Consider the following 22786-nt stretch of genomic DNA (forward strand, 5'->3'; position numbering starts at 1 on the left):
TCCTTGCCTGCGGTACCGCTGGGAACCACTCTGCTGGCTTTCGTGATCCGATCCCGGCGTGTGGCCCCACCGGTGCCCTGGTTTTCATGACGGTGGACGAGTTCGAAGCCGAACGGCGCAGAGAAGTGGCCGCTTCCGTTTTGCGATAGGGGCGTCATGGGCCTGGGGGAGGGGAGCGGCCTCTCCCCCTACAGCCCATGGCGGAAGACGGTTGCAACACGCGCCCCTCGCGTATGCGGTGCTGATTTTGAGGGCGGGAGGCAGGAATGACGATGGTGCAGCAGCTCTTACTGTTGTCCGTTTTCTTTTATGCGGCCGGCGCCCTGCTCGCCGTGGTGATGAGGAGGGTCGGAAACGCGGCCGCCTATGGATCGGCGATCAGCACCTTTGCGGGCGGGTGTGCAGGGCTGGGAGCGGCCGTCACCGTTTTGGTGCGGGGGCAATCCTTTGCCGCGGAATTTCCGGGGTTTGTTCCCTTTGCCCAATTTCCCGTCGAGGTTGATGCCCTTTCCGCCTGCATGCTGCTGGTGATCTCGCTCCTCGTGATCGCCACAGCCCTCTACTCCTTTTCTTACGATGTCCGGTACGCGGACAGGGACGTCGGGGTGTTCGGGTTTCTGAACAACCTCTTCATCTTGTCCATGGTTCTCGTCGTCGCGAGCGCCAACGCTTTCAACTTCTTGGTCTTTTGGGAACTCATGACCCTGACGTCCTATTTTCTCGTGGTAGGCAAACAGGACAGGGCGGCGATCCGTGCCGGACTGGTCTACTTTGCGGTCGCCCACGCGGCGGCGGCCGCGCTGATCGTTGCCTTTGTCGTCCTCTTTCTACACGCGGGCAGCTTCGATTATACCGCCTTTCGCCGTGCCGCGCTCTCACCGGCCACGCAGAGCCTGGTCTTTCTGCTTTGCTTCTTCGGGTTCGGGACCAAGGCCGGCGTTGTTCCGCTTCATTTCTGGTTGCCGCAAACCTATTCGGCTGCTCCTGCTACCGTAGCGGCCCTGATGTCGGCGAAGGTTGCCCTCTACGGCTTGATTCGGGTGGGGGTGGATGTCCTCGGGGCCTCCCAATGGTGGTGGGGCCTGATCGTCCTCGCCTTTGGAGCCGTCTCGGCGGTTCTCGGCATTCTGTACGCAACGAATGAACCGCATCTCAAGCGGAAGCTGGCGTATTCCAGTACCGAAAACGTGGGCATTATCCTCATGGGTGTCGGCGTAGGTATGCTGGGCATCGCCACCGGTCATCCCGTTCTGGGCGTGCTCGGTCTCTTGGCGGGAGTTTATCACCTGGTCAACCATGCCGTTTTCAAGGGCCTCCTTTTCCTCAGTACGGGCGCTGTCATCGCTCAACTTCGCACGGATCTCCTAGATGAAATGGGCGGGTTGGCCAAGCGAATGCCGAGGACCGGAATGGCGTTTCTGACGGGGGCGCTGGCCATTTCCGCCCTCCCCCCGCTTAACGGTTTTGTGAGCGAATGGTTCCTCTATCAATCGCTATTCCTGGCGGGCACGAACGGCAACCTGACGGTAAAAGCGCTGTCACCCCTTTTCGCTGTGCTGTTGGCGATCACCGGAGCCCTCGCAGCGATGTGTTTCGTCAAAGCCTACGGCGTTGCGTTTGCCGGCCCTTCTCGCAGCGATCGCGCGCGGGAAGCCACGGAAGTGCCGAGGCCGATGCGGCTGGGAATGGCCGTTCTGGTGGCGGGCTGCCTTGTTCTCGGGCTGGGCGCTCCGGTTGTGGTTCCGTACGTGGGGCATGTCGCATCGGCGTTGCTGGGCGTACCCCCTGTCCCGGTCCGTTCCGGCCTGCAGGTGTTCCCGGCCGACGGCGCACACGCCACCCTCTCCACGCCGCTTCTCTTCCTTTTCCTGGTCGGCATGTTGACCGTCCCGCTGCTTCTCGTTTGGGTGCATGGCGGGATGAAGGCGGGGAGGCGGGTGGTCGCTGAACCGTGGGCGTGCGGGTATGCCTATTCTTCCCGGATGGCATACACGGCCACTGCCTTTGCCCAGCCGTTGCGCGTTTTGTTCCGACCCCTTGACAAGCTCCGGACTGCCCTGGCGAATCTGGCCGTTCGCATGGCCGCGTATTCCCATCAGGCCGCGGGATTCATCGACCGAGCGGATTCGATGTGGGAACATGGGATTTATGGTCCCCTGGCACGGGGGACGCTTGCGCTGGGCAAGCAGGTGCAAAGGATTCAACAGGGGAACGTCCGCCTGTATTGCCTCTATCTCCTCATTACCCTGGTTGTCCTGTTGGTCACGACGGTCGGATAGGAGGAGAACGAGATGGCCGTAAGCACGTCGCTCCTCATCGGTCTGGGGCAGGCCGTGTTGCTTCTGCTCGTTGCCCCGCTGTTTACGGGTCTTTCGCGTGTATTGCGGGCAAAACTGCACGCGCGGAAAGGGCCTGACCTGTTCCAGGATTACCGGGATCTCTTGAAGCTCCTCAAAAGGGAAGAAGTGGTGCCCACCCAGGCCAGCTGGGTGTTCCGGGCGACGCCCTACATCGTCATGGCCGCCACCCTGCTGATCGCCATGATGATCCCCATCGTTACGCGACAGGCCCCCTTGGGGATGGCCGGCGATCTCCTCGCTGTCGTGTACCTGCTTACCCTGATCCGCTTCTTCCTCTCCCTCGGAGGGCTCGATTCCGGCAGCGGGTTTGCCGGGATCGGTGCCAGCCGGGAGATGGCCCTGGGCGTTCTTGTGGAGCCCACGGTGATCCTGGTGCTGTTTGTGCTGGCCTTCCTTTCCGGGTCGACGGATCTGGGCACCATCAGCCAAAAGATGGCGGCCGGTGAGCTGCCCTACGATCACCCGGCCATCTGGTTGGGCATGGCGGCTTTCGCGGTGGCCACGTTTATGGAAACCGGCAGGATTCCCTTTGACTTGGCGGAAGCCGAACCGGAAATTCAGGAGGGCCCCCTTACGGAATATTCCGGGCGCGCCCTCGCCCTGTTAAAGTGGAGCCTCGCGTTGAAGCAGGTGGTGGTCATCGCCCTGTTTCTGGCCGTATTCGTTCCCTTTGGGAGCGCAGCGGTGGCGGGGCCTGTCCCAATCTTCGTCTCCCTGCTGGTGTTTCTCCTGAAGGTTGCCGGGTTTTTCGTCGTCGCGGCGCTCTTGGAAAACAGCATGGCCCGATTGCACCTCTTCAAGGCGCCGGCGGTGACGTGGGCGGTGTTCGGCCTCGCCCTGCTGTCCTTTGTGTTCTACCTGGCCGGTATGTAACTGGAGTAGATGGGGAGAAGGTCATGGCCGGCACGAGCGTGGTCAATGCCCTGGCGGTAATGCTTATCCTGACCTCGATACTGGTAGTCGAAGCCAGGAAGCTCCGGGTAGCAGCATATATGTACAGCCTTCAGTCCTTGGTTTTGGTAGCCATCTTTCTGTCCCTGGCGACGTTTCTGCATGCCAAACCGCTGTACGTTTGGTCTATTACCGCGCTAATCACCAAGGCCTTCCTGGTGCCCGCTTTCCTCATTCGCACCTTGAAAACGGTAGGGGAGCAAACAGATGGGGAGACGATCAGCGCCACGGCGTCCGTCTTTCTTGCCGTGCTGCTGGTGGCCTTGTCGTTCGGGGTCGTCGATTCCCTGCAGACGTACGCGATACTCAAGATCCGGGTGCCGATGGCGGTCTCGATTGCCCACTTCCTTCTCGGCTTGCTCTGTATTTTGGTGAAACGGAACGCGCTGAAGCAGATCCTGGGCTATTGCTTGATGGAAAACGGATCCCATTTGACCCTCGCCCTCATGGCGTACAACGCCCCCGAGACGGTGGAGATCGGGATTCTGACCGATGCGGTGTTCGCGGTGCTGATCCTGACGGTCATCGCCAAACGCCTGTACAAGGGCTTCGGTACGCTGGATACAGGAAAGCACACCTTGTTGAAGGGGTAGTGGCTACCGGATAGTGGAAGCGCTTTCTCACGTCTGGAAAAACGCGGGGTCGGTGATGGTAATGATGCGAGACTTGACTTCCAGTTTCCCGGCCGCCTTGTATTCCTGCAGGGCATGACTGACGGTTTCCCGGCTGGTTCCGGCCATTCTCGCCAGGTCAGTGGTGGTGAGCGGGCAGGGGATGCGGATGGTGGAGGCTCCCGTTTTCTCCCCGAGGTCCTTGATCAGAAGGCTGATCAGCTGCCGCACCCGATCGGTGGCGTGCACCTGGATCAGCTTTTGGATCCGGATTTCATGTTCGTGCATCTTGTCGCCCATAATGCGGATCAGTTGAATGAGGGCAGCGGGGTGGTCCTGGATGATCCGCTCAAATTTGTCCATCGGGAGGTAGATCAGCTCCACATCGGTTACCGTTTCTGCGGAAAATCGATACTGCTTGTCCTGGAACAGGCCGACATAGGGGAACATGCTGTAGGGCTTCAGGTAGAGGAAAAGCTGGCTGGAGCCGTCGTCATTGGTGCTGACCAGTCGCACATAGCCTTTCAGCAGAAAGTAGATCCGGTCCCGCGGATCGCCCTCCATGAACAGGATCTGCCCCCGGTGATACGTTCGGAAAAAGGCATAGGCCATGATTTCCTGCACCTGTTGCTTGGGGAGCGCGCGAAAGACGGGAAAGTGGCGAAGGGAATGTTTCAGAATGGATGACATCGAGTCTGCCTCCTGGGAGGTTTACTGAATCTTCCACCCTTTATTGTAACGAATTGCACCTGTAAGCATGTTCGGCGTGCGTGACAAAACAAGTACCAAAGAATTGTGTTTCTGCGAACAACCGATCTTGGATGCATACGCCGTTTCGCCCCGTACAAACTAGTAACAGCAACGTTTCCAGATTAAGGGGGAACCCGACCAGGAGGTACCGTTGATGAAGGCACTAGTCTTTCGTGGGCCGGGAGCGATCGAATGGGTGGAGAAGGAAAGGCCGTCGATTCAGCGCGCGACGGATGCGATCGTCAGGATTACCAAAACGACGATTTGTGGCACGGATTTGCATATTCTCGGGGGCGATGTGCCCACCGTAACCGATGGTCGGACCCTGGGGCACGAAGGCGTCGGCATTGTCGAAGAAGTCGGATCCGATGTCCGCAATTTCAAGGCCGGTGACCGGGTGCTGATTTCTTGCATCACGTCCTGCGGAAGGTGCACGTACTGCAAAAGGGCGATGTACGCCCACTGCGAAGACGGCGGTTGGATTTTGGGGAACCTTATCGATGGAACCCAGGCGGAATATGTCCGTATCCCCTATGCCGATACGAGCCTCTACCCGATTCCGGAGGGCTGCGATGAGGAAGCCCTCGTCATGCTGAGCGACATCTTGCCGACGGGCCTGGAAATCGGGGTGATCAACGGCGAAGTTCAGCCGGGAGACGTGGTTGCAATTGTCGGGGCCGGGCCGGTTGGGATGGCGACGCTCCTGGCCGCGCAACTCTATTCGCCGGCGGAGATCATCATGATCGACCTTGACGCGAATCGCCTGGAGATGGCCAAGAAGTTCGGGGCTACCAAAACCGTGAACGGCGCTGAAGGCAACGCAGTGGAGCAGGTGATGGACCTGACGGAGGGGAAGGGCGTCGATGTGGCCATCGAGGCCGTCGGATTTCCCGCCACCTTTGATATCTGCCAGCAAATCCTGAGACCCGGCGGGCGGCTGGCCAATGTCGGGGTCCACGGCAAGCCCGTCGAGCTGCGCCTGGAACAACTGTGGCTGCGCAATGTCAAGATCACGACGGGACTGGTGAGCACGAGCACGACCCCGATGCTGATCAAGACCGTGCAATCCGGGAAGATCAACCCCCAGCAGCTGGTCACCCACCGGTTTCCACTTGACCAGATCCTGCAGGCGTACGAGGTTTTTCGCCATGCCGCCAGAGAAAAAGCGTTGAAGGTGATTCTTTATAACGATTAACCCAGCTGCACAGGAACGGCACGAGCCGTTCCGTTATTTTTTTGCCGCGCGTGGAACCGTGGTTGTTGTCCGATGCCCACGGCCGGTGTCCGGCTGCGCGCGGGCAGCAGCGGTATGGTGTCACGCCCTCTCCGGATGGTAATCGTTTCCCGGCTGGGTTACGATAAGGGTACATGAAATGGGGGGGGAAGGACAGCCGATGTCCGGACGCGCGGAACGAAAGCCGAACCGGCTTATCCACGAAAAGTCGCCCTACCTGCTGCAGCACGCCTACAATCCGGTCGACTGGTATCCTTGGGGCGACGAGGCCTTCGAGAGGGCGAAGCGTGAAGACAAGCCGATCTTTTTGTCCATCGGGTATTCCACCTGCCACTGGTGCCACGTGATGGAGCGGGAGTCCTTTGAGGACGAAGAGGTGGCCGCGGTCTTGAACCGCGACTTTGTGGCGATCAAGGTGGACCGGGAGGAACGGCCCGACATTGACCACATTTACATGACGGTCTGCCAGGCGATGACGGGGCACGGCGGTTGGCCCCTGACGATCATCATGACGCCGGACAAAACGCCGTTTTTCGCCGGTACGTACTTTCCGAAACGGAGCCGGTACGGGCGGCCAGGCCTGTTGGATATCCTGCAGCAGATCGCCGACGTGTGGAAACACGACCGCGCCCGCATTGACCGGGTGGGCCGGAAGGTGCTGGACGCCCTTCGGCCGCATTTCCAGAACCGTGCCGGCGAGCTCGACGCCTCCGTCCTCGACGAGGCGTACAAGCAGTTTGCCGAGCGGTTTGACGCCGCCTACGGTGGGTTTGGCCCGCCGCCGAAATTTCCCACGCCGCACAATCTTATTTTCCTGCTGCGCTACGGTCGCCTGACTGGGAAGGCGCAGGCCACGGCGATGGCGACGAAAACCCTCGAGGCCATGCACCGCGGCGGCATCTACGACCACATCGGCTTTGGGTTTGCCCGCTACTCGACCGACCGCGAGTGGCTTGTGCCCCACTTTGAAAAGATGTTGTACGACAATGCCCTCCTGGCCTACGCGTACCTTGAAGCGTACCAGGCAACGGGTGACGCGCGGCATGCCCGCGTGGCCCGCGAGATCTTCACCTACGTGGAACGGGAGATGACGGATCCGGATGGTGGATTTTATTCTGCGCAGGATGCCGACTCCGAGGGCGTGGAAGGCAAGTTTTATGTGTGGACGCCGGACGAGGTGAAAGCCGTTCTTGGCGCCGACGACGGCGCTCTCTTCTGCGACGTGTACGACATCACGCCCGGGGGCAATTTCGAGGGCAAGAGCATTCCCAACCGCATTCACACGTCGCTCGCCTCGGCGGCGCGGCGCTACGGGATGACGGTGGAGGAACTGGCACAGCGCCTTGAGACGATGCGCCGGAAGCTGTTTGCGGCGCGCGGGCGGCGCGTGCCGCCGCACAAGGACGACAAGATCCTCACCGCCTGGAACGCCCTCATGATCGCCGCGCTGGCCAAGGGGGCCAAGGTGCTCGATGAACCGGCCTTGGCCGAGCGGGCCATACGGGCCACGTCCTTCCTCCTCGCCAAGTTGCGCCGCGGCGACGGACGGCTCCTCGCCCGGTACCGCGACGGCGAGGCAGCCCATCTGGCCTACCTCGACGACTACGCCTTTTTGACGTGGGCCCTGTTGGAGCTGTACGAAGCCACCTTCGAGGCGCGGTTTTTGCGCGACGCGCTGGGGCTGACCCGGCAGATGTTCAACCTGTTTGGGGATGACAAAGACGGGGGGCTGTTCTTTACCGGGCGCGACGCCGAGGCGCTCCCTGCCCGGCCCAAGGAGGTCTACGACGGGGCGATGCCTTCGGGCAACTCCGTGGCCGCCTACACCCTTGTGCGCCTGGCGCAGCTCACCGGAGACGAAGCGTTGCGGCGCAAAGCCGACCAGCAGCTGCAGGCCTTCGCCGGCGACGTGCGCGCGTTCCCCAGTGCCCATGCCTTTTTCCTGCTCGCCCTGCAGGCCGACGTGGCCCCGTCTGCCCAGGTGGTCGTCGTCGGGCGGTCCGGGGCACCGGACACGGAGGCAATGCTGCGCGCGGTGCGCAGGGTGTATGCCCCGCAGGCGGTTGTGTTGCTGGTGCCCGAGGGGGAGGCACGCGGGGAAGTAGAGGCGCTTGTCCCCTATGTGTCCGGCATGCGGATGGTTGACGGAAAGGCGACGGCCTACCTCTGCCGTCACTTTGCCTGCCAAGAACCGACGACGGATCCCGAAGTGGTGGCGGCGCAGTTGGCGGAATTCGCGCTCTCCCGCGAATGACGTCGTGACCATACGGAATCACGCGGGCCGTGCTTCCGCTTGCGTTGAACGGACAGAATCGTTAACGTAATTAAAAAACGGGCATACGGCGAAAGGGGAAGGAACGGGAACGTGGGAACGGCGAACGTCTACGCAATGAAGCAAATGAACCGGACGACGATTCTTTCCCTGATCCGGCAATACGGTCCGATTTCGAAAAGCGAGCTAGCAGAAAAATCCAATTTGACCTTTGCGGCGGTTCACAACATCGTTTCGGAGTTGCTGGAACGGGAACTCGTACGGGAAAGCGGGTACGGTGAGTCGACGGGAGCGGGGCGAAAGCCGGTTCTGTACGAAGTGAATCCCCACGCATATGCAGCGGTTGGCGTGCACCTTGGCGTAACGCAGGTGGAAGTGGCCGTGATTGACGGAAACGGTGCGGTGTTGGCCGATTCCACCGAGGAACTGCAGGCAAACGTTCGTCCGGCCGAAGCGTTTGACATCGTGGCGGCGAGGGTCGAGGAGGCCATTGTGCGGTCAAATGTTCCCCGGAGCCGATTGCTTGGCATTGGCATCAGCGCGCCGGGGCCGCTCGATCCCGAAGCGGGCATGCTCCTTTCGCCGACGAACTTCCTGGGCTGGGAGCGGGTGCCGCTCAAAGCGCAGATCGAGGAGAAGCTCTCGCTTCCGGTGTTTGTGGAGAAAGACGCGAATGCCGCCGCGTTGGCGGAGCTGTGGTTTGGGGCCGGATCCGGTGCGCGGAACATCCTGTACGTCATGGTGGACCTCGGGATCGGAGGGGGCCTGATCGTCGACGGACGGCTATACCGGGGCCATCAGAACGTGGCCGGCGAGTTTGGCCACGGCACGATCGATCTGGATGGCCCGCGTTGCAACTGCGGGAATTACGGCTGTTTGGAGGCCGTCGCCTCCGGGGTGGCCATTGTTCGTCGGGCGGAGGAAGCGATCCGCCGCGGCGCGCCAACCCGGCTGGCGCCCCTTTATCAGGAAAAGGAACACCTGTCCTTTGCCGATGTGGTCCAAGCCCTTCAGGAAGACGACGCCCTCGCCCATCAGCTGTTTTTGGAATCGGCGCGCTACATCGGAATCGGTCTGGCCGGGTTTATCAATTACTTTAATCCGGAAATGGTCATCATCGGAGGGCGGCTGCTTCAGGTGTGTCCGGCCATGTTCCCCGTCATTCGCGACACGGCGTATGCGCGCATGTTCCGCGTTTACGAGCAAAACGTGCGCATTGAGTTGTCCGGTCTGGGAACGAAAGGTGAAGTGGTTGGCGCGGGAACGCTGGTGTTTGAACGCACGCTGTACACCGATTTTATGGTCCCGTCCTCGAATGAATAGTCGACTGCACGACGCCTGTGCGGAGGTTTTGCGCCTTACGGAACGATGGCGTTCCGAAGGCGCGTTTTTTTTGGCCGGAAGGGGGCCAGAAAAGGAGTTGACCGCGGTATAAAATTAAATACAATTTAATAATAGAATGGGGTTCAGGCCCATTGAACGGCGAGTTGCCCAGGTATAAAGTTTTTATTTTTCGCCGTGATAGTTATCCAATTTTTGTATCTGTTGGCAGTTCGAGAATAGGCGGTCCGTTATTCCTATGGCAGCCTGTTTTATTTCTATATTGAGTTGAAATAATGGGGGCGCTGGATGGGCGGGAAGCGAGCCATTCTGGACCGCCGGGCGAGCGGCAAACCGAAGCGATGCGCCGTCGGGATGGCGGTGCATGGGAAAAACCAAATGATCACAAGGGAGGTCGAGAAGATGCGCGTGTGCCGATGGGGAAGGACGTGGCGGAGTTTTGTCGGATTGGTCCTCGCATTGGCCTTGCTGGTTACCGGTTGCCAAACGCAATCGGCCGATGGACCGTCCCCTTCATCCGGCGGCGGGGAGCAAAAGGTGAAGATCCGCTTGGCCACGTGGGCGCATGCCGAAGAGGCCAAAGAGCTGCAGGCCATTCTCGACCAGATCAATGCCCGGGCAAAGGGATGGGAAATCGTTCACGAACCGATTCCTAGCGACTATACCACGAAAATGCAAACCATGCTTGCCGGTGGTACGGCCCCCGATCTGTTTTGGCTGGGACAAGAGGACGTCATTCCGTACGCATCCAAGGGCGTGTTGCTGAAGCTTGACGAGTATTTGCGCGGCAATCCACATCCCGCTGCCAAGCTGGAGGATTATTTCCCATCGATTGTGCATGCGTTTACCTATGAAGGCGGTCTCTATGGGCTGCCGTGGATTGCGCAGCCGGTGGTGTTGTACTACAACAAAACCCTCTTCCAACAAGCCGGCGTCCCGTTTCCAGACGACTCGTGGGACTGGAACAAGCTGAAGGAAGCGGCGAAAAAGCTCACCCGTGATACCGATGGCGACGGGAAACCGGACGTCTACGGGTTTACCCTCAACGGGTGGCCGCCCTTTGCCATGTTCGTGTGGCAGGCGGGGGGTGACCTGATCGGGCAGGACGGGAAGACGGCCCCCATTGACTCGCCCGAGGCGCTGCAGGCGGCCGCCTTTTACCAGGAGCTGATCTACAATCCCGCTTACGCGGTGCCGGAGGATGTGATCGCCGCGCAGGGGTTTGCCGACATGTTTAAAGCCGGAAAAGTGGCCATGTTCATGGGCGGCGCCTCCGATGACCTGGATCGCGTCCCCAACCTTGACGTGGGGGTGGCGCCCGTTCCAAAGGGGCCCAAGGGGCGCACCACCTTTGCGTGGACTGCGGCCACGGTGGTGAATGCCAAGACGCCGCACGTGAAGGAAGCCATTGAGGCCCTGCTCGAGCTGACCGAGGAGATTCACCACTGGAAGATTGTCGCCCCGCGCAAATCGTTGGCCACCAAGGAGCAAATCGTCAAAGCCGAACCGCGCAAGGAAAAAGCGGCCGACGTGATCCTTGCTTCCCTGGAGACGATGCGCCCGCTGCGCATCGTTCCTCAGTACAAAGAGTTTGACCAAATCCTGTTGGAACACTACCTCGATCCGCTGTTCCACAAGAAAGCCAAACCGGAAGAGCTGGCGCCAAAGGTTCGCCAGGAACTGGAACGCGTACTCAACTGACGCGCCAGACGGTAGAGGCCGGGTGGGGAATTGGCAAGAGAACCATCGATCCCATCCGGCTTCGCCTCTTCCGGGGGATCGTTTTCTGAACCTCGCGTGGGAAGGAGGGAACGGGGTGTGGACGTGGTACCTTGATGCCTTGCGCGATTACGTGCTGACCTTTGTCCTGCTGGCGCTGGCGATGGCCGGAACCTATTGGTTGGTCCGCGCCTTGGGTGGACGGCGGGAAAGCGCGCTGGGCCTGGCGTTTGTGTTGCCGTGGATGCTCGGTTTTTTGGTTTTTCAACTGTTTCCGATTACGGCATCACTTTACCTGGCGTTCACCGACTACGACGTGCTGAGCGCGCCGCGCTGGGTCGGATGGGACAACTTCGTCGCGTTGTTCCACGACCCGAAATTCTGGTCGTCGCTGAAGTTTACCCTGCTGTACGCCCTCTTCAGTGTGCCCTTGGGCCTAGTGGGATCGCTGATCACCGCCCTGTTGCTCAACCGCGATATCAAGGGCGTGGGATTTTGGCGCACGCTGTACTATGTTCCGGCGGTGATCCCCGTCGTGGCCACGGCCCTGCTATGGCGATGGTTGCTGTCGACGGACGGGTTGATCAACACGCTGCTTTCGCCAGTCTATGCGCTCTTGGGCATCGAGAAACCCCGTTGGTTTATCGACCCGGAAACGGTGTTGCCGGGGTACGTCATCATGAGCCTGTGGGGGGTGTTCGGTGCCAATACGGTGATCCTGCTGGCGGGATTAAAGAACATCCCGCGCGACCTGTACGATGCGGCGGCGGTTGACGGCGCCGGCCCCTGGGCGCGGTTTTGGCACGTGACGCTGCCGATGCTGAGCCCGACCCTGTTCTACGTGTTGGTGACGGGGATCATCGGCGCCCTGCAGGTCTTCACCCAGGCCTTTTTCATCGAAACGCCGCGAACAACCGACACCTTCCTGCAAGTGTACATCTACGAGCAGGCCTTCGGCATGCAGCGGATGGGCTATGCGTCGGCCATGGCATGGGTGTTCATGCTCCTCATCCTGGCGCTGACCCTGCTTGTTTTCCGCTCTTCACCGCTGTGGGTGTACTACGAGGGAGAACTGCGAGGTGAGGGCCATGTCACGCGAGGCCAGAAAGCGTTTGGCCAACGCGTTCACCTACTTCGTGCTCGCCTTTGGCGGCGCATTCGTGGCCGTTCCGCTCCTGTGGATGATCAGCACGTCGCTCAAAACCCGTGACCAGCTCTATGTCTATCCGCCGCAGTGGATCCCTGCACCGGTGCGGTGGGAGAACTACGTGGAGGTCTGGACGACGCTCCCGTTTGGCCGATTTTTTCTGAACAGCCTGTTCATCACCCTCCTGGCCACCATCGCCGAGGTGGCAAGCGTTGCCGTCGTGGCCTACGGGTTTGCCCGGTTCCGTTTCCGCGGCCGCCATTTCCTGTTCATGTTGATGCTCAGCACGATGATGTTACCCAGCGTCATCGGGATGATTCCTACCTTTCTGATCTGGAAGGAACTCGGCCGCCTCGATACCTTCACCCCGCTAACGGCGCCGGCGTGGTTCGCCTGGGGGCCTGCCAGCATCTTCATGTTGCGGCAATTCTTTCTGACCATCCCGCGCGACTTTGAGGAAGCCGCAATTCTGGACGGGGCTGGACCCCTGCAGGTGCTCTGGCATGTGCTCCTCCCGCTCGTCAAACCGGCGCTGGTGGTGGTGGCCCTGCTGGCGTTTCAGGCCAACTGGACCAACTTCATGGCCCCCCTGCTCTATCTGAACACCCCGGAAAAGTTTCCGGTGACCCTCGGATTGAAGTTTTTGGAAACGTCCCTGGGTCCGGGCAGCGAGGCGCCGCTGTGGAACCTGATGATGGTGGTGTCCTTGCTCATGGCACTGCCGATCCTCGTGATGTTCTTCTTCGCACAACGCGCGTTTATCGAGGGCATCCGCATGGGCGGCACGAAGGACTAGGCCGCTTCGCGGGATCCGGCCGGGGATCGTGCTGCCGAACGGTGTCTGCCATTGGGTACGGTGGCCGACACGGGCCGAGGAGGGGCCCGATCGCGTGGTGGCGCCCTGTCACCTCCCAATCTGCCGGGGTGGCAGGGCAAGCTGTACCGCGGGGAGAGTGGTGAGCGGGGGAGATCGGGCATATGGTGATAAAGCGCGACGGCCCCGTATGTGCCTGCGGCAACCGCGGCTGCCTCGAAGCCCTTGCCTCGGTACACACCTTTGCGCAGAGCCGCGCCGATGCGGAGATCGTGTTGGCCAAGCTGGGCGTGCGGGCCGGCGTGCTTGGGGGCGGACGCGCAGGCGACGGGTTGATGCCCTGGTGCGTGCGCAGCCCAATTGCGTCTTTGTTCACGTACAAAGGAGCGATGCGCAATGAACCCCTATCCGCTTCTCCTCGCCCCCACCTTTCACGAGCGGATCTGGGGCGGCACCGCCCTGGCCCACCTGTTCGGCTACGCCCTGCCGTCGCCGCGCATCGGCGAGTGCTGGGCCATCTCGGCTCACCCCAACGGCCCGAGCGTGGTGAAGAACGGTCCGCTGGCGGGGAGGACGCTCCTGGAGGTGTGGGAGGCGCACCGCGTGTGGTTTGGCGTGCCGGTGGTCGATCGCTTTCCCCTGCTGGTGAAGCTGATCGACGCCAACGACGACCTGTCGGTGCAGGTGCACCCCGATGACGACTACGCCCGGGCCAAGGAGGGGGGCGAATGGGGGAAAGCGGAGTGCTGGCTCATCCTCGCGGCATCTCCCGGCGCTTCCCTGGTATATGGGCACACCGCGAGGACGCGTGAAGAGCTTGGGGAACGGATCGCCCGGGGCGAATGGGACCGCCTGTTGACGCGCGTCCCGGTCAAGGCGGGCGATTTTCTGTACGTCCCCAGCGGAACGGTGCACGCCATCGGCAAGGGCATCGTGCTCCTGGAAGTGCAGCAAAATTCCGATGTCACCTACCGTTTGTACGATTACGACCGCCGTGACGCCTCGGGGCGGCCACGGCCCCTGCATGTAAACAAGGCCCTCGACGTGATGGCCGTGCCGGCCTTCTCGCCCGCCGTGGCACCAGCGGTGCGTTACAGCGCCGGCGCGACGGTGACGCGCTACGTGCGCACGCCCCACTTCACCGTCGAGCGCTGGACGGTAGCGAGGACGTGTTTGCTGGCTGAGGATCCCCCTGTCTTCGTCGCCCTCACCGTTCTCGACGGAGCGGGGGCGTTGCGGTGGAACGGGGGAGCCCTTGCGTTGAAGAAAGGGGATCATGTTCTTATCCCCGCACTTGTGGGGAGGGTCGAACTGGGCGGCCCGCTCGACTGCGTCGTGGCGACGGTGGAAGCGGTAAGGGGCGGATGCATCGATTTCCGCAGCGGCCGAGGCACATAGAACCGGGGCGCAAAATGTGGTAGGATGGGGGGGAAAGGGAGGGAACGGACGTGCTCGAACTCGTCATCGTCGGCGGAGGGCCCTGTGGGCTGTCCTGCGCCGCGTACGCTCACAAGGCGGGCCTGCCCTATGTGGTGCTGGAAAAGGGCAGCATCGTCCACACCATCGCCCGCTTTCCGACGGACATGCGTTTCTTCAGCACGGCGCTGCGCATGAGCATCGGCGGCGTTCCCTTCGTGGCCAGCGAACCCCATCCCACGCGGAAAGAGGCCCTCGACTACTACCGCCAGGTCGTGCACACCCTCGGCCTGGCTGTACGCACCTTTGAAGAGGTAACAGCCATTTCCCGGGAGGCGGACGGCACCTTCCGCGTCGTCAGCCGCCCGCACCGCAACCCGGAGCACGCCAACGTGTATCAGGCCAAGGCGGTGGTGGTGGCCACGGGCTATTTCGATTGGCCGAATCGCATCGGCGTGCCGGGGGAAGACTTGCCCCACGTGTCCCACTACTACCGCGAAGGGCATGCCCACTACGGGCAGCGCGTCGTCGTGGTCGGCGGTGGCAACTCGGCGGTTGAGGCGGCCCTCGACCTGTTCCGCTGCGGGGCGCAGGTGACGCTGGTCCACCGCGGCGGCGATGTTCACGACAAGGTGAAACCGTGGGTGTTGCCCTTTTTCCGCAGCCGCGTGAAGAAAGGGCAGATTGCCACACGGTTTGGCACGCGCGTGGTGCGCATCGAGCGCGACGCCGTTGTGGTGGAAAGCGCCGGCCGCCAGGAGGTGCTGGAGGCCGACGCCGTTTACCTGCTGACCGGTTTTCGCCCCGACCACGCCCTGCTCACCGGGCTCGGCGTCACGGTTGACGGGCAGACGGAGGCACCGGTATACGATCCGGAGACGATGGAGACCGATGTTCCCGGCGTGTATGTGGCCGGCGTGGCCGCCGCCGGTCGTGACGCCAACCGGATCTTTATCGAGAACGGACGCTTTCACGGTCTGAAGATCGTGCGCCACCGGCTGGCCCTGCGTGGCATGACCGCGGCAGAACTGGACGAGCGGGTTGGACCGTTGCCCACGGATCCGGATGAACTGGAGGATCCGACCTTTGTCGTGGGCCGGGCGCCGTGAACGGCGCTGTGCACGAAGGGCACGGAAACCGGAAACGCCCCTGTGGTGAGATGCCACAGGGGCTTTGTCATGGCGTTTGGACGCCGAGGATAAGGGGAAAACGGGGATAGGCAACGTTCCATCCTTTCCTGGACTGAATGATCTGTCACTTAACAGGGTGAAGCCCCGCGAGAATAGCCCGTTTCCCTTTCGCGGGGTCAATGGGATAGAAACCGAAAAAATTTGTGAAAATAACGTTCGAATACTTGAAGATCAATTGGTAAAAAGATAAAATGGGGTTAGACCATGATTTATGATGAAAGTGAGGGAATTCGAATGAAGTTTGATCACATAGACAAGCAAATCGTTGACATTCTTCAGCGCGAGGGGCGCATCACGATGACGGAGCTGGGGCGCCGGGTCGAGCTGACCACGCCGGCGGTGACGGAACGCGTGCGACGGCTGGAGGAGAACGGCGTCATCCGGGGCTTTCGCGCCGATGTTTCCCGGGCCCACCTCGGAAAGCCGATGACCGCCTTTTTCTTGATGCGCGTCCATGCCGATGCGACCGAGGCCTTCATCCAGTGGGCCAAAGAGGCCCCGGGGGTGCTGGAGTGCCACCGGGTGAGCGGACGGGCCGACTTTTTGCTGAAGGTGGCCGTCGCCGACATCGCCGAGCTGGAACGGGTAGCCGACCGTTGCCGCCCCTATGGGCAAGTGGAGACGCACATCGTCACCACCACGGTGGTGGAAGGGAAGGCGATGAGCGTTCCGGAAGAGCTGGTGGCCGAGCGCAGTCGCGGGAAGACGGCGTAAGGCGAGCACGGACGAACCGGGGCAAAGGGCAAGTCCGCAGGGCTTGTCCTTGTTTTCTGACAGGGACGGAAAAGAGGAGGGGGAGACCCGGGCGATGGAACAGGGCCTTGCCGGATGGGTGGACGATGCCGCGGTCCTGGTGTGGGGGCTGGTGCTTGGCTCCTTTTTGAACGTCGTCGCGTACCGCGTGCCGCGGGGCTTGTCCGTGGTCTGGCCGCCGTCGGCCTGCCCGCACTGTGGCGGCCGGCTTGCGTCGCGCGACCTCATTCCCCTGTTCAGCTTCCTGTGGCTGCGCGGGCGGTGTCGCCGATGCCGCGCGCCGATCTCGCCGCTCTATCCGCTGGGCGAAGCGCTGACAGCGCTGGCCTTTTGGTTGGTGTGGCGCCGGGTGGGACTGTCGCCCGAGCTGGCCGTCGGCTGGGGGCTGGCCAGCTTGCTGGTTACGGCCACCGTTGCCGACCTGCGCGACCGGCTCATTCCCAATCGTGTGGTGGCCACGGCGGCGGCGTTCCTCGGGGGCTGTCGCCTCATCGTGCACCCCCTGCCGCTTGAAGCCTACGTGTGGGGCGCCGTCGCGGGTTTTGGGACGCTTTATGCCCTGAACGGGCTGAGCCTGCTCGTTTTCCGACAGGAAGGAATTGGCGGTGGGGACATGAAATTGATGGCGGCGGTAGGCCTGGCTGCTGGATGGCAGGCCGTGCTTTTGGCCCTTGCGGTGGGATCGCTGCTGGGCGGTGCGGTGGCGGTGCTGCTCCTCGTCACCGGAAAAGTGCGCCGCCGCCAGTACCTGCCCTTTGGCCCGATGCTGGCGGCGGGGAGTTTGATTGCCTACCTGTGGGGCGACAGGCTGATCGGATGGTACCTGGGGTGGTACATGTAATTTGCGGGAGGTGCAGGGGGTCATTTGGAGGAAATCCCGGCGCTCACAACGAATTTCAGCGCTGCCTCGACGGGGATATCGACGATCTCCACGTCTTCCTTGGGCACGAGGACGGTGTGGCCCGCCCACTGCATGGACTGCAGGATGTATACGGCGACGTGATCCTTCCCCACATCACCGAGCTCGCGGATTTCCTTTGCCGTGACAAAGCCGACCAGCTTCATCGATGTGCCGGGAATGCGGACGATGGCCACCTGCTGGAACGACTTGCGCTCGCCGAGGAGCGATTCGATGGTGTCCTTGATCAGCGTGTACACCAGGCGGATGAGGGGGATACGGCGGACGACGCGGTCGATCAGGTTGACCAGGCGCTGGCCCACCCAGTTGGAGGCGAGGTAGCCCACGAGGGTGATGCCGACTAGGGCGAGGAGAATGCCCAGTCCGGGGACGGGCAGCGGGCGATTGAGCACGTCCTCAATGAGTGTGTCGATCCACTGGAGTACCTGGGTGACGATAAACACGGTCAGGGAGATGGGCAGCAGGGTGATGAGGCCGTACACAAAAAATTTCACAAGTCCTTTCATCGTCGTCCTCCTATTTCGGCATCACGGCGGCGATGCGTTCCGATCGGGAGGGAGCGGGATGCGACCCTCCCCCGCTACAGACACCCCGAGTATACCAATGAATGACAGCGTCGGGCAAGAAGCCGGACGGATGCCCCTTTTGTTCGGAACACGTCCGGCGGCTTGCGGCCACGCACTGCGCGATAAGGAAGACGCGCCTCAAAAAACGGAAGCCGTCAGGGGGGTACCTGACGGCTTCTTTCGTTTGCGCAGCTAGTTTCGGTAGACCCATTTGAGCAGCGGCGGGGTGGCGAGGGTGGTGACGAGGATGACGAGCAGCGCCACCGTGAAGAGCGAGGGCGGTAACAGCTTCTCCGACAAGCCGATGGAGGCGATGATGAGCGCCACTTCTCCGCGGGAGATCATGCCGACGCCAACGGCAAGGGACGGTCGGTGGGAAAAGCCGGAGGCGCGGGCCCCGAGGTAGGCGCCGATCAGCTTGGTGAGGAGTGCGACCAGGCTCAAGATGACGGCCAGGCCCACATTGTCCCCCAGTCCCTTGAGTTCGGCGGCAACCCCAATGCTGGTGAAGAACACGGGAACGAAGAAGGCGTAGCTGATGGGCTCCACCTTCTCCAGCACCTGGCGCTCGAACGTTGTCGCGCCGATGGCCGCGCCGGCGATGAAGGCGCCGATGATCGGCGCGATGCCGAACGCGTCGGCGGCGTAGGCGTAGAAGAAGCAGATGATTAGCGCGCCGCTGGCCAGCGACTCGGTTACCCGCAGACGGGACAGCCACCGCATGACGGGCGGCACCACCTTCCAGGCGACGAGGAGCGCGCCGGCGAAAAAGACGGCTTTCTTCAGCAGGAGGAGGCCGATGTTCACCTCTTCGGCTCCGGTCAGCGTCATGACGATGGCCAGCAGCAGGATGACGAGGATGTCGTCGACGACGGCCGCACCCAGGATGGCCATGCCCTCCGGGGAACGCAGGCGTCCCAGCTCGCGCAGGGTCTGCACGGAAATGCTGACGCTGGTGGCCGTGAACAGGAGGCCCATGAACACGGATGTCACGGTGTCGTAGCCAAACAGCACGCCCACCGCGTAGCCGCCGATGAACGGGAAGACAATGCCGCCGACCCCGACCAAAAATGCCGGCTTGCCGCTCTTTTTGAATTCGTCGAGGTCGGTCTCCAAGCCCGCCAGAAACATGAGCAGGATGACGCCGATCTCGCTCAGTTCCTTCAGCAGCTCGGTATTCTCGATCAGCCCGAGCACCGACGGACCGAGGAGGATCCCGACGAGCAGCTTCCCGAACACAGCCGGTTGCCCCAACTTCACGCTGACGTCGCCGGCGATCTTCGTGGCGAGCAAGATGAGCGCCAGTTGCAGGATGAGCACGATCACCCCTCCGTTCGTGCGGTGTGCCGCAGTGGCCAAAGGACACTTCCCAGTCTACCATAAAACCCCCCGGGGAACGACTCCGGGGGTGAAACGCGCATCCCGACGGTCAGGCCCACAGCCGGTAGGGATTGAAACCGCCGGTGATCTCGAGCAGGATGCGTGCCATCTCCAGGTGGCTGAAGGCCTGCGGGAAATTGCCCCATTGCTGGCGTGTGCGCGGGTCGAAGTGCTCGGCCATGAGCAAGAGATCGGTGGCCGAGTCGAGGCAGACGCGGATCAGCTCCTCGGCGCGGGAACGGTTGTTCACCATAAGGTGGTAGCGGGCCAGCCACAGGGTGGGCAGGTAGAAGGGCACGGCGGCGTAGTCGTAGCGGGCGATGCCGCCCCACATGTTGAGGCCGCCCTTTTCCGAGGCCGGCACGTGGGCGTAGGGGGACGCCGTCGTGTACTGGGTGACGGGGATGTTGGGCTTTTTCAGCGGCGTCTCGATCAGGGCCACCGTTTTGGTCATGCGCTCGTCGCGCGGATCGAGAAGGCCATAGAACGCCAGGGCGAGGACGGAGATGTCCAGCGGTGCATCGGGGGCATAGGACTGCAGGAAGGCCTGCCGCTCGGCGTTCCACCCACGGGTGAGGACGTCGCGACGGATCGTTTCGGCCACCGTCCGCCAGCGCCGGGCGTCCTCGTCATGTCCCAGGCGTTCGGCGATGCGCGACGCCGCGCGGAGGCAGGCGTAACATATGGCCTTTCCGTGAAGCCAGTGGTCGAGCCGCTCGCGGATTTCCCAGATCCCGTTTTCTGGACGCATCCAGTTTTCGGTCACCCAGTCGGCCGCCTTGCGGATGTTCGGCCAATAACGTGCCGGGAGGGTCCAGTCGCCGGAGAGTTCTGCGTGCATCCACACGCCGTGGACGATGTTGCCGGCGTTGTCCAGCTGCAGCTGGCCAGCGGCCTCGTTGCCGAAACGAATGGGCCGTTCGCCGTTCGGGCCGGCCAGGTCCTCGTCGATCCATTCCGTCGGGTTGCCGCCGTCGATGGTGTACAGCGGCTGGCGCCACTCGCCGCTGTCGTCCTGCAGGCGGAAGGCCAGCTCGTAGAAGCGGCGCGGTTCGTCATGCAGGCCGCAGATGTCGAGGGTGAGGGAGGTCAGGTAGCCGTCGCGCAGCCACAGGTAGCGGTAGTCCCAGTTGTCGTGCCCGCCCGGCACGGCTGGGAAGGAGGCCGTCGGCGCGGCGATCATGGCCCCGTTGTCCAGACACAGGAGCTTCAGCACCAGGAGGCTGCGCGTGTACGCCTCGCGCCATTCGCCGTTGTCCGTTACCAGCGGGCGCGCGGGGCGCAGCCAGCGTTCCCAAAAGGCGACCTCTTGCTCCTGAGAACAGGCAGCCGCGGCCTCGCGCTGGCGGGCCGCCTCTTCGGCCGTCGGGCCATAGGCCACCACAACGCGGAAGGTGGCTGTCTCGCCGGGGGCGAGACGTTGAGGGGCGCCGATCAGTTCGGCCACCAGGTGCCCGTCGACGCCGGAGATGGCCACCCGGTGATCGTCCTGCTCCACCGTGTATGTGCGGGCACGGGTTTGTGTGGGCACGGCCGCCAGCTTGACGGGCTGCACCGCTTCGGTGCCGCCGGTGTTGGTGATGCGGCCTTCGCGGATCAGCAGGCGGCGGCCCCATGGCATGAAATCGGTGACGGTGAGGGACAGGTCACCGGCGCGGGCCTCGGTGACGAGGACGTTGGTGTGGGGAACATAGGCCTGGCGAATCGGGACGAGGGGCCTTCCCGCGTCGAGGGTGAGGGCGCCGCCGCGCATCGGGTCAAGGGCGCGGGCAAACAGGGGGAAGGCGTCGATGCGCGGCACGGGTAACCAGTCGACGGACAGGACGGGGGAGATGAGGGCCGCGGTTTCTCCGTTTCCCACGGCACCGTAATAGGACATCCGGTGGCTCATCGTGTTTCCTCTCCTTTTTGCGTGTGGACTTCGCTGGCATCTGTTAGGAAATGGAATAGGTCTGTAAACGTTTACAATTTGTCCAACAATTTAAACGCTAGCGCAGGTGGTACGTTGTTGTCAAGGTTGCGCAATCGCTCAGCTAAAATCTAACCGAAGGGAGACTGGATCACTCACATCGAAATCTTACCGAGGGGGATGTGACGTGACCATGTCTCTTCAAAGCCGTCGCGAATACCTTACACAAATCCGGAAATGGTATGCCAAAGCCTCGTCCCGAAAAGAAAAGTCGCGCATTCTCGATGAAGTCACGCGCGTGCTGGGGTATCACCGCAAGTACGCTATCCAGGTTCTCAACGGCCCGGAGTGGAAACCCAAACAGATCCGGCGCAAACGGCCCAAGCGGTATCAAGAAGCGCTCCCTGTCATCCGAACCGTTTGGGAAGCCCTTGACTACCCTTGTGCCGAACGCCTCCATCCGGTCCTCCTGCCGACTGCCGAGCATTTAGAACGCCATGGAAAACTTCGCTTAACCTCGCTCATCCGCCAGCAACTCGCCCAAATCAGCCGATCTACGCTCGCTCGGCGCCTGAAGGAATTCGATTCGCCCAAACCCAGACGCTTTATGCGCCCCAAACCCACCAATCGCTTGAAAAGGGACATCCCTGCAGGCCGGCTCCCTTGGAACGAATCCCGCCCCGGCGCCCTGGAAATCGATCTCGTCGAACACAATGGCGGCGACTCGTCCGGCCAGTTCGCCTGCACCTTGTCGGTTACCGACATGGTCACCGGCTACAGCCGCCGCCAGGCCATCCTCGGCAAAAGCCAAAAAGCCGTCTTCGCTGCCTTGGAATCCATCCTCTCGCAGTGGCCTACAGCTGTCCATACCCTCCACAGCGATAACGGTTCCGAGTTCTTGAACCATCATCTCCTCCGTTTCTGCAGGCAAAAGGGGATTGCGTTTATGCGCAGCCGTCCCTACCGCAAAAACGACAACCCCCATGTCGAACAGAAAAACCGCCAGTTCGTTCGCGAGATCGTGGGCTATGCCCGCTACGACACCCCAGAGGCTGTGGAGTGGCTCAACGCCGTCTATGCCCTCCTCGACCCCTACGCCAATCTCTTTTTGCCCACCCGCAAGGTCGTCGAAAAATCCTACGAAGGCAAGCGCATTCGCAAACGCTTCGACCAAGCCCGCACGCCTTTCCAACGCCTGATCGAAAGCGGCGCCTTAAAACCGGAGATGGAACACGTGCTCAAGGCTCAGTTTGAAACGCTCAACCCGCTCGATCTTCATGATGAGCTCGAAAAAATCGTGGCTCGGGGTCCTTGGGCTCCCTCCCCCGAGCCACCTAACCAAGAACCTCTTGAGGTCGGGTAGACCTCAACTCCATTTTCCTACCTGAGGGAGCCTCTTGCCAAGAGTATTCGGTTAGGTTTTTACGTGAGGGATCGGTTTCACTTCGGTTAGG

At 61.8% G+C, this 22786-nt stretch carries 18 protein-coding genes and 1 pseudogene; 15 read left to right on the forward strand and 4 right to left on the reverse strand.

Annotated features, from left to right (window positions below):
- Positions 1-266 precede the first annotated feature (266 nt).
- Genes hyfB through hyfE form a run of 3 tightly spaced genes read left to right on the forward strand, consistent with a single transcriptional unit; the run spans position 267 to position 3904 of the window.
- Positions 267-2279, forward strand: a complete 2013-nt coding sequence (gene hyfB / locus ACYQ0Z_RS06460) for a hydrogenase 4 subunit B (RefSeq protein WP_459865671.1) — start codon at positions 267-269, stop codon at positions 2277-2279.
- A gap of 12 nt (positions 2280-2291) precedes the next feature.
- A complete protein-coding gene (locus tag ACYQ0Z_RS06465; protein WP_459865674.1) occupies positions 2292-3233 on the forward strand; it encodes a respiratory chain complex I subunit 1 family protein in 942 nt (313 codons plus the stop codon).
- A gap of 23 nt (positions 3234-3256) precedes the next feature.
- Positions 3257-3904 (forward strand): hydrogenase 4 membrane subunit, encoded by a 648-nt coding sequence (gene hyfE / locus ACYQ0Z_RS06470; RefSeq protein ID WP_459865676.1) that lies wholly within the window; start codon positions 3257-3259, stop codon positions 3902-3904.
- Positions 3905-3931: 27 nt separating this feature from the next.
- On the opposite strand, the gene ACYQ0Z_RS06475 is transcribed toward hyfE, so the two are convergent.
- Positions 3932-4612 (reverse strand): Crp/Fnr family transcriptional regulator, encoded by a 681-nt coding sequence (locus ACYQ0Z_RS06475; RefSeq protein WP_459865678.1) that lies wholly within the window; start codon positions 4610-4612, stop codon positions 3932-3934.
- A 214-nt stretch (positions 4613-4826) separates the two neighbouring features.
- Here ACYQ0Z_RS06475 and ACYQ0Z_RS06480 point away from each other — a divergent pair, with 214 nt between their 5' ends.
- The 11 genes and pseudogenes from ACYQ0Z_RS06480 (at position 4827) to ACYQ0Z_RS06530 (ending at position 17399) form a co-directional block, all read left to right on the forward strand.
- A complete protein-coding gene (locus ACYQ0Z_RS06480; RefSeq protein ID WP_459865680.1) occupies positions 4827-5867 on the forward strand; it encodes a zinc-dependent alcohol dehydrogenase family protein in 1041 nt (346 codons plus the stop codon).
- 199 nt (positions 5868-6066) lie between these two features.
- Positions 6067-8160: a thioredoxin domain-containing protein gene (locus ACYQ0Z_RS06485; protein WP_459865682.1), complete on the forward strand. Its 2094-nt coding sequence runs from the start codon at positions 6067-6069 to the stop codon at positions 8158-8160.
- Positions 8161-8271: 111 nt separating this feature from the next.
- Positions 8272-9501, forward strand: a complete 1230-nt coding sequence (locus tag ACYQ0Z_RS06490; protein WP_459865684.1) for an ROK family transcriptional regulator — start codon at positions 8272-8274, stop codon at positions 9499-9501.
- 306 nt (positions 9502-9807) lie between these two features.
- Complete coding sequence (locus ACYQ0Z_RS06495) at positions 9808-11220, forward strand: ABC transporter substrate-binding protein (RefSeq protein WP_459865686.1); 1413 nt, start codon at positions 9808-9810, stop codon at positions 11218-11220.
- A 115-nt stretch (positions 11221-11335) separates the two neighbouring features.
- Positions 11336-12448 (forward strand): carbohydrate ABC transporter permease, encoded by a 1113-nt coding sequence (locus tag ACYQ0Z_RS06500; RefSeq protein ID WP_459865688.1) that lies wholly within the window; start codon positions 11336-11338, stop codon positions 12446-12448.
- A complete protein-coding gene (locus ACYQ0Z_RS06505) occupies positions 12399-13181 on the forward strand; it encodes a carbohydrate ABC transporter permease (RefSeq protein WP_459865690.1) in 783 nt (260 codons plus the stop codon). The genes ACYQ0Z_RS06500 and ACYQ0Z_RS06505 overlap by 50 nt, the downstream gene beginning before the upstream one ends.
- A gap of 173 nt (positions 13182-13354) precedes the next feature.
- Positions 13355-13444: pseudogene (locus tag ACYQ0Z_RS06510) on the forward strand (ROK family protein); the annotation flags it as partial.
- Positions 13445-13595: 151 nt separating this feature from the next.
- A complete protein-coding gene (locus ACYQ0Z_RS06515; protein ID WP_459865692.1) occupies positions 13596-14597 on the forward strand; it encodes a type I phosphomannose isomerase catalytic subunit in 1002 nt (333 codons plus the stop codon).
- Between the two features lie 50 nt (positions 14598-14647).
- Positions 14648-15724, forward strand: coding sequence for a YpdA family putative bacillithiol disulfide reductase (locus ACYQ0Z_RS06520; RefSeq protein WP_459865694.1), 1077 nt, complete (start codon positions 14648-14650; stop codon positions 15722-15724).
- A gap of 315 nt (positions 15725-16039) precedes the next feature.
- Positions 16040-16519 carry an Lrp/AsnC family transcriptional regulator gene (locus ACYQ0Z_RS06525; protein WP_459865696.1) on the forward strand — a complete coding sequence of 160 codons (480 nt, stop codon included), beginning with the start codon at positions 16040-16042 and terminating at the stop codon, positions 16517-16519.
- 94 nt (positions 16520-16613) lie between these two features.
- Positions 16614-17399 carry a prepilin peptidase gene (locus tag ACYQ0Z_RS06530; protein ID WP_459865698.1) on the forward strand — a complete coding sequence of 262 codons (786 nt, stop codon included), beginning with the start codon at positions 16614-16616 and terminating at the stop codon, positions 17397-17399.
- A gap of 20 nt (positions 17400-17419) precedes the next feature.
- On the opposite strand, the gene ACYQ0Z_RS06535 is transcribed toward ACYQ0Z_RS06530, so the two are convergent.
- The 3 genes from ACYQ0Z_RS06535 to ACYQ0Z_RS06545 all read right to left on the reverse strand — a co-directional run bounded on the left by ACYQ0Z_RS06535 (position 17420) and on the right by ACYQ0Z_RS06545 (position 21314).
- Positions 17420-17983, reverse strand: a complete 564-nt coding sequence (locus tag ACYQ0Z_RS06535) for a DUF502 domain-containing protein (RefSeq protein WP_459865700.1) — start codon at positions 17981-17983, stop codon at positions 17420-17422.
- A 252-nt stretch (positions 17984-18235) separates the two neighbouring features.
- Entirely contained in the window at positions 18236-19363 is a 1128-nt protein-coding gene (locus ACYQ0Z_RS06540; RefSeq protein ID WP_459865702.1) for a cation:proton antiporter, read from the reverse strand.
- A 109-nt stretch (positions 19364-19472) separates the two neighbouring features.
- A complete protein-coding gene (locus ACYQ0Z_RS06545) occupies positions 19473-21314 on the reverse strand; it encodes a glycoside hydrolase family 15 protein (RefSeq protein ID WP_459865704.1) in 1842 nt (613 codons plus the stop codon).
- Between the two features lie 211 nt (positions 21315-21525).
- On the opposite strand from ACYQ0Z_RS06545, the gene ACYQ0Z_RS06550 reads away from it, so the two are divergent.
- Positions 21526-22695 (forward strand): DDE-type integrase/transposase/recombinase, encoded by a 1170-nt coding sequence (locus ACYQ0Z_RS06550; RefSeq protein ID WP_459863705.1) that lies wholly within the window; start codon positions 21526-21528, stop codon positions 22693-22695.
- Positions 22696-22786 lie beyond the last annotated feature (91 nt).

This window comes from Calditerricola yamamurae (assembly GCF_054654135.1).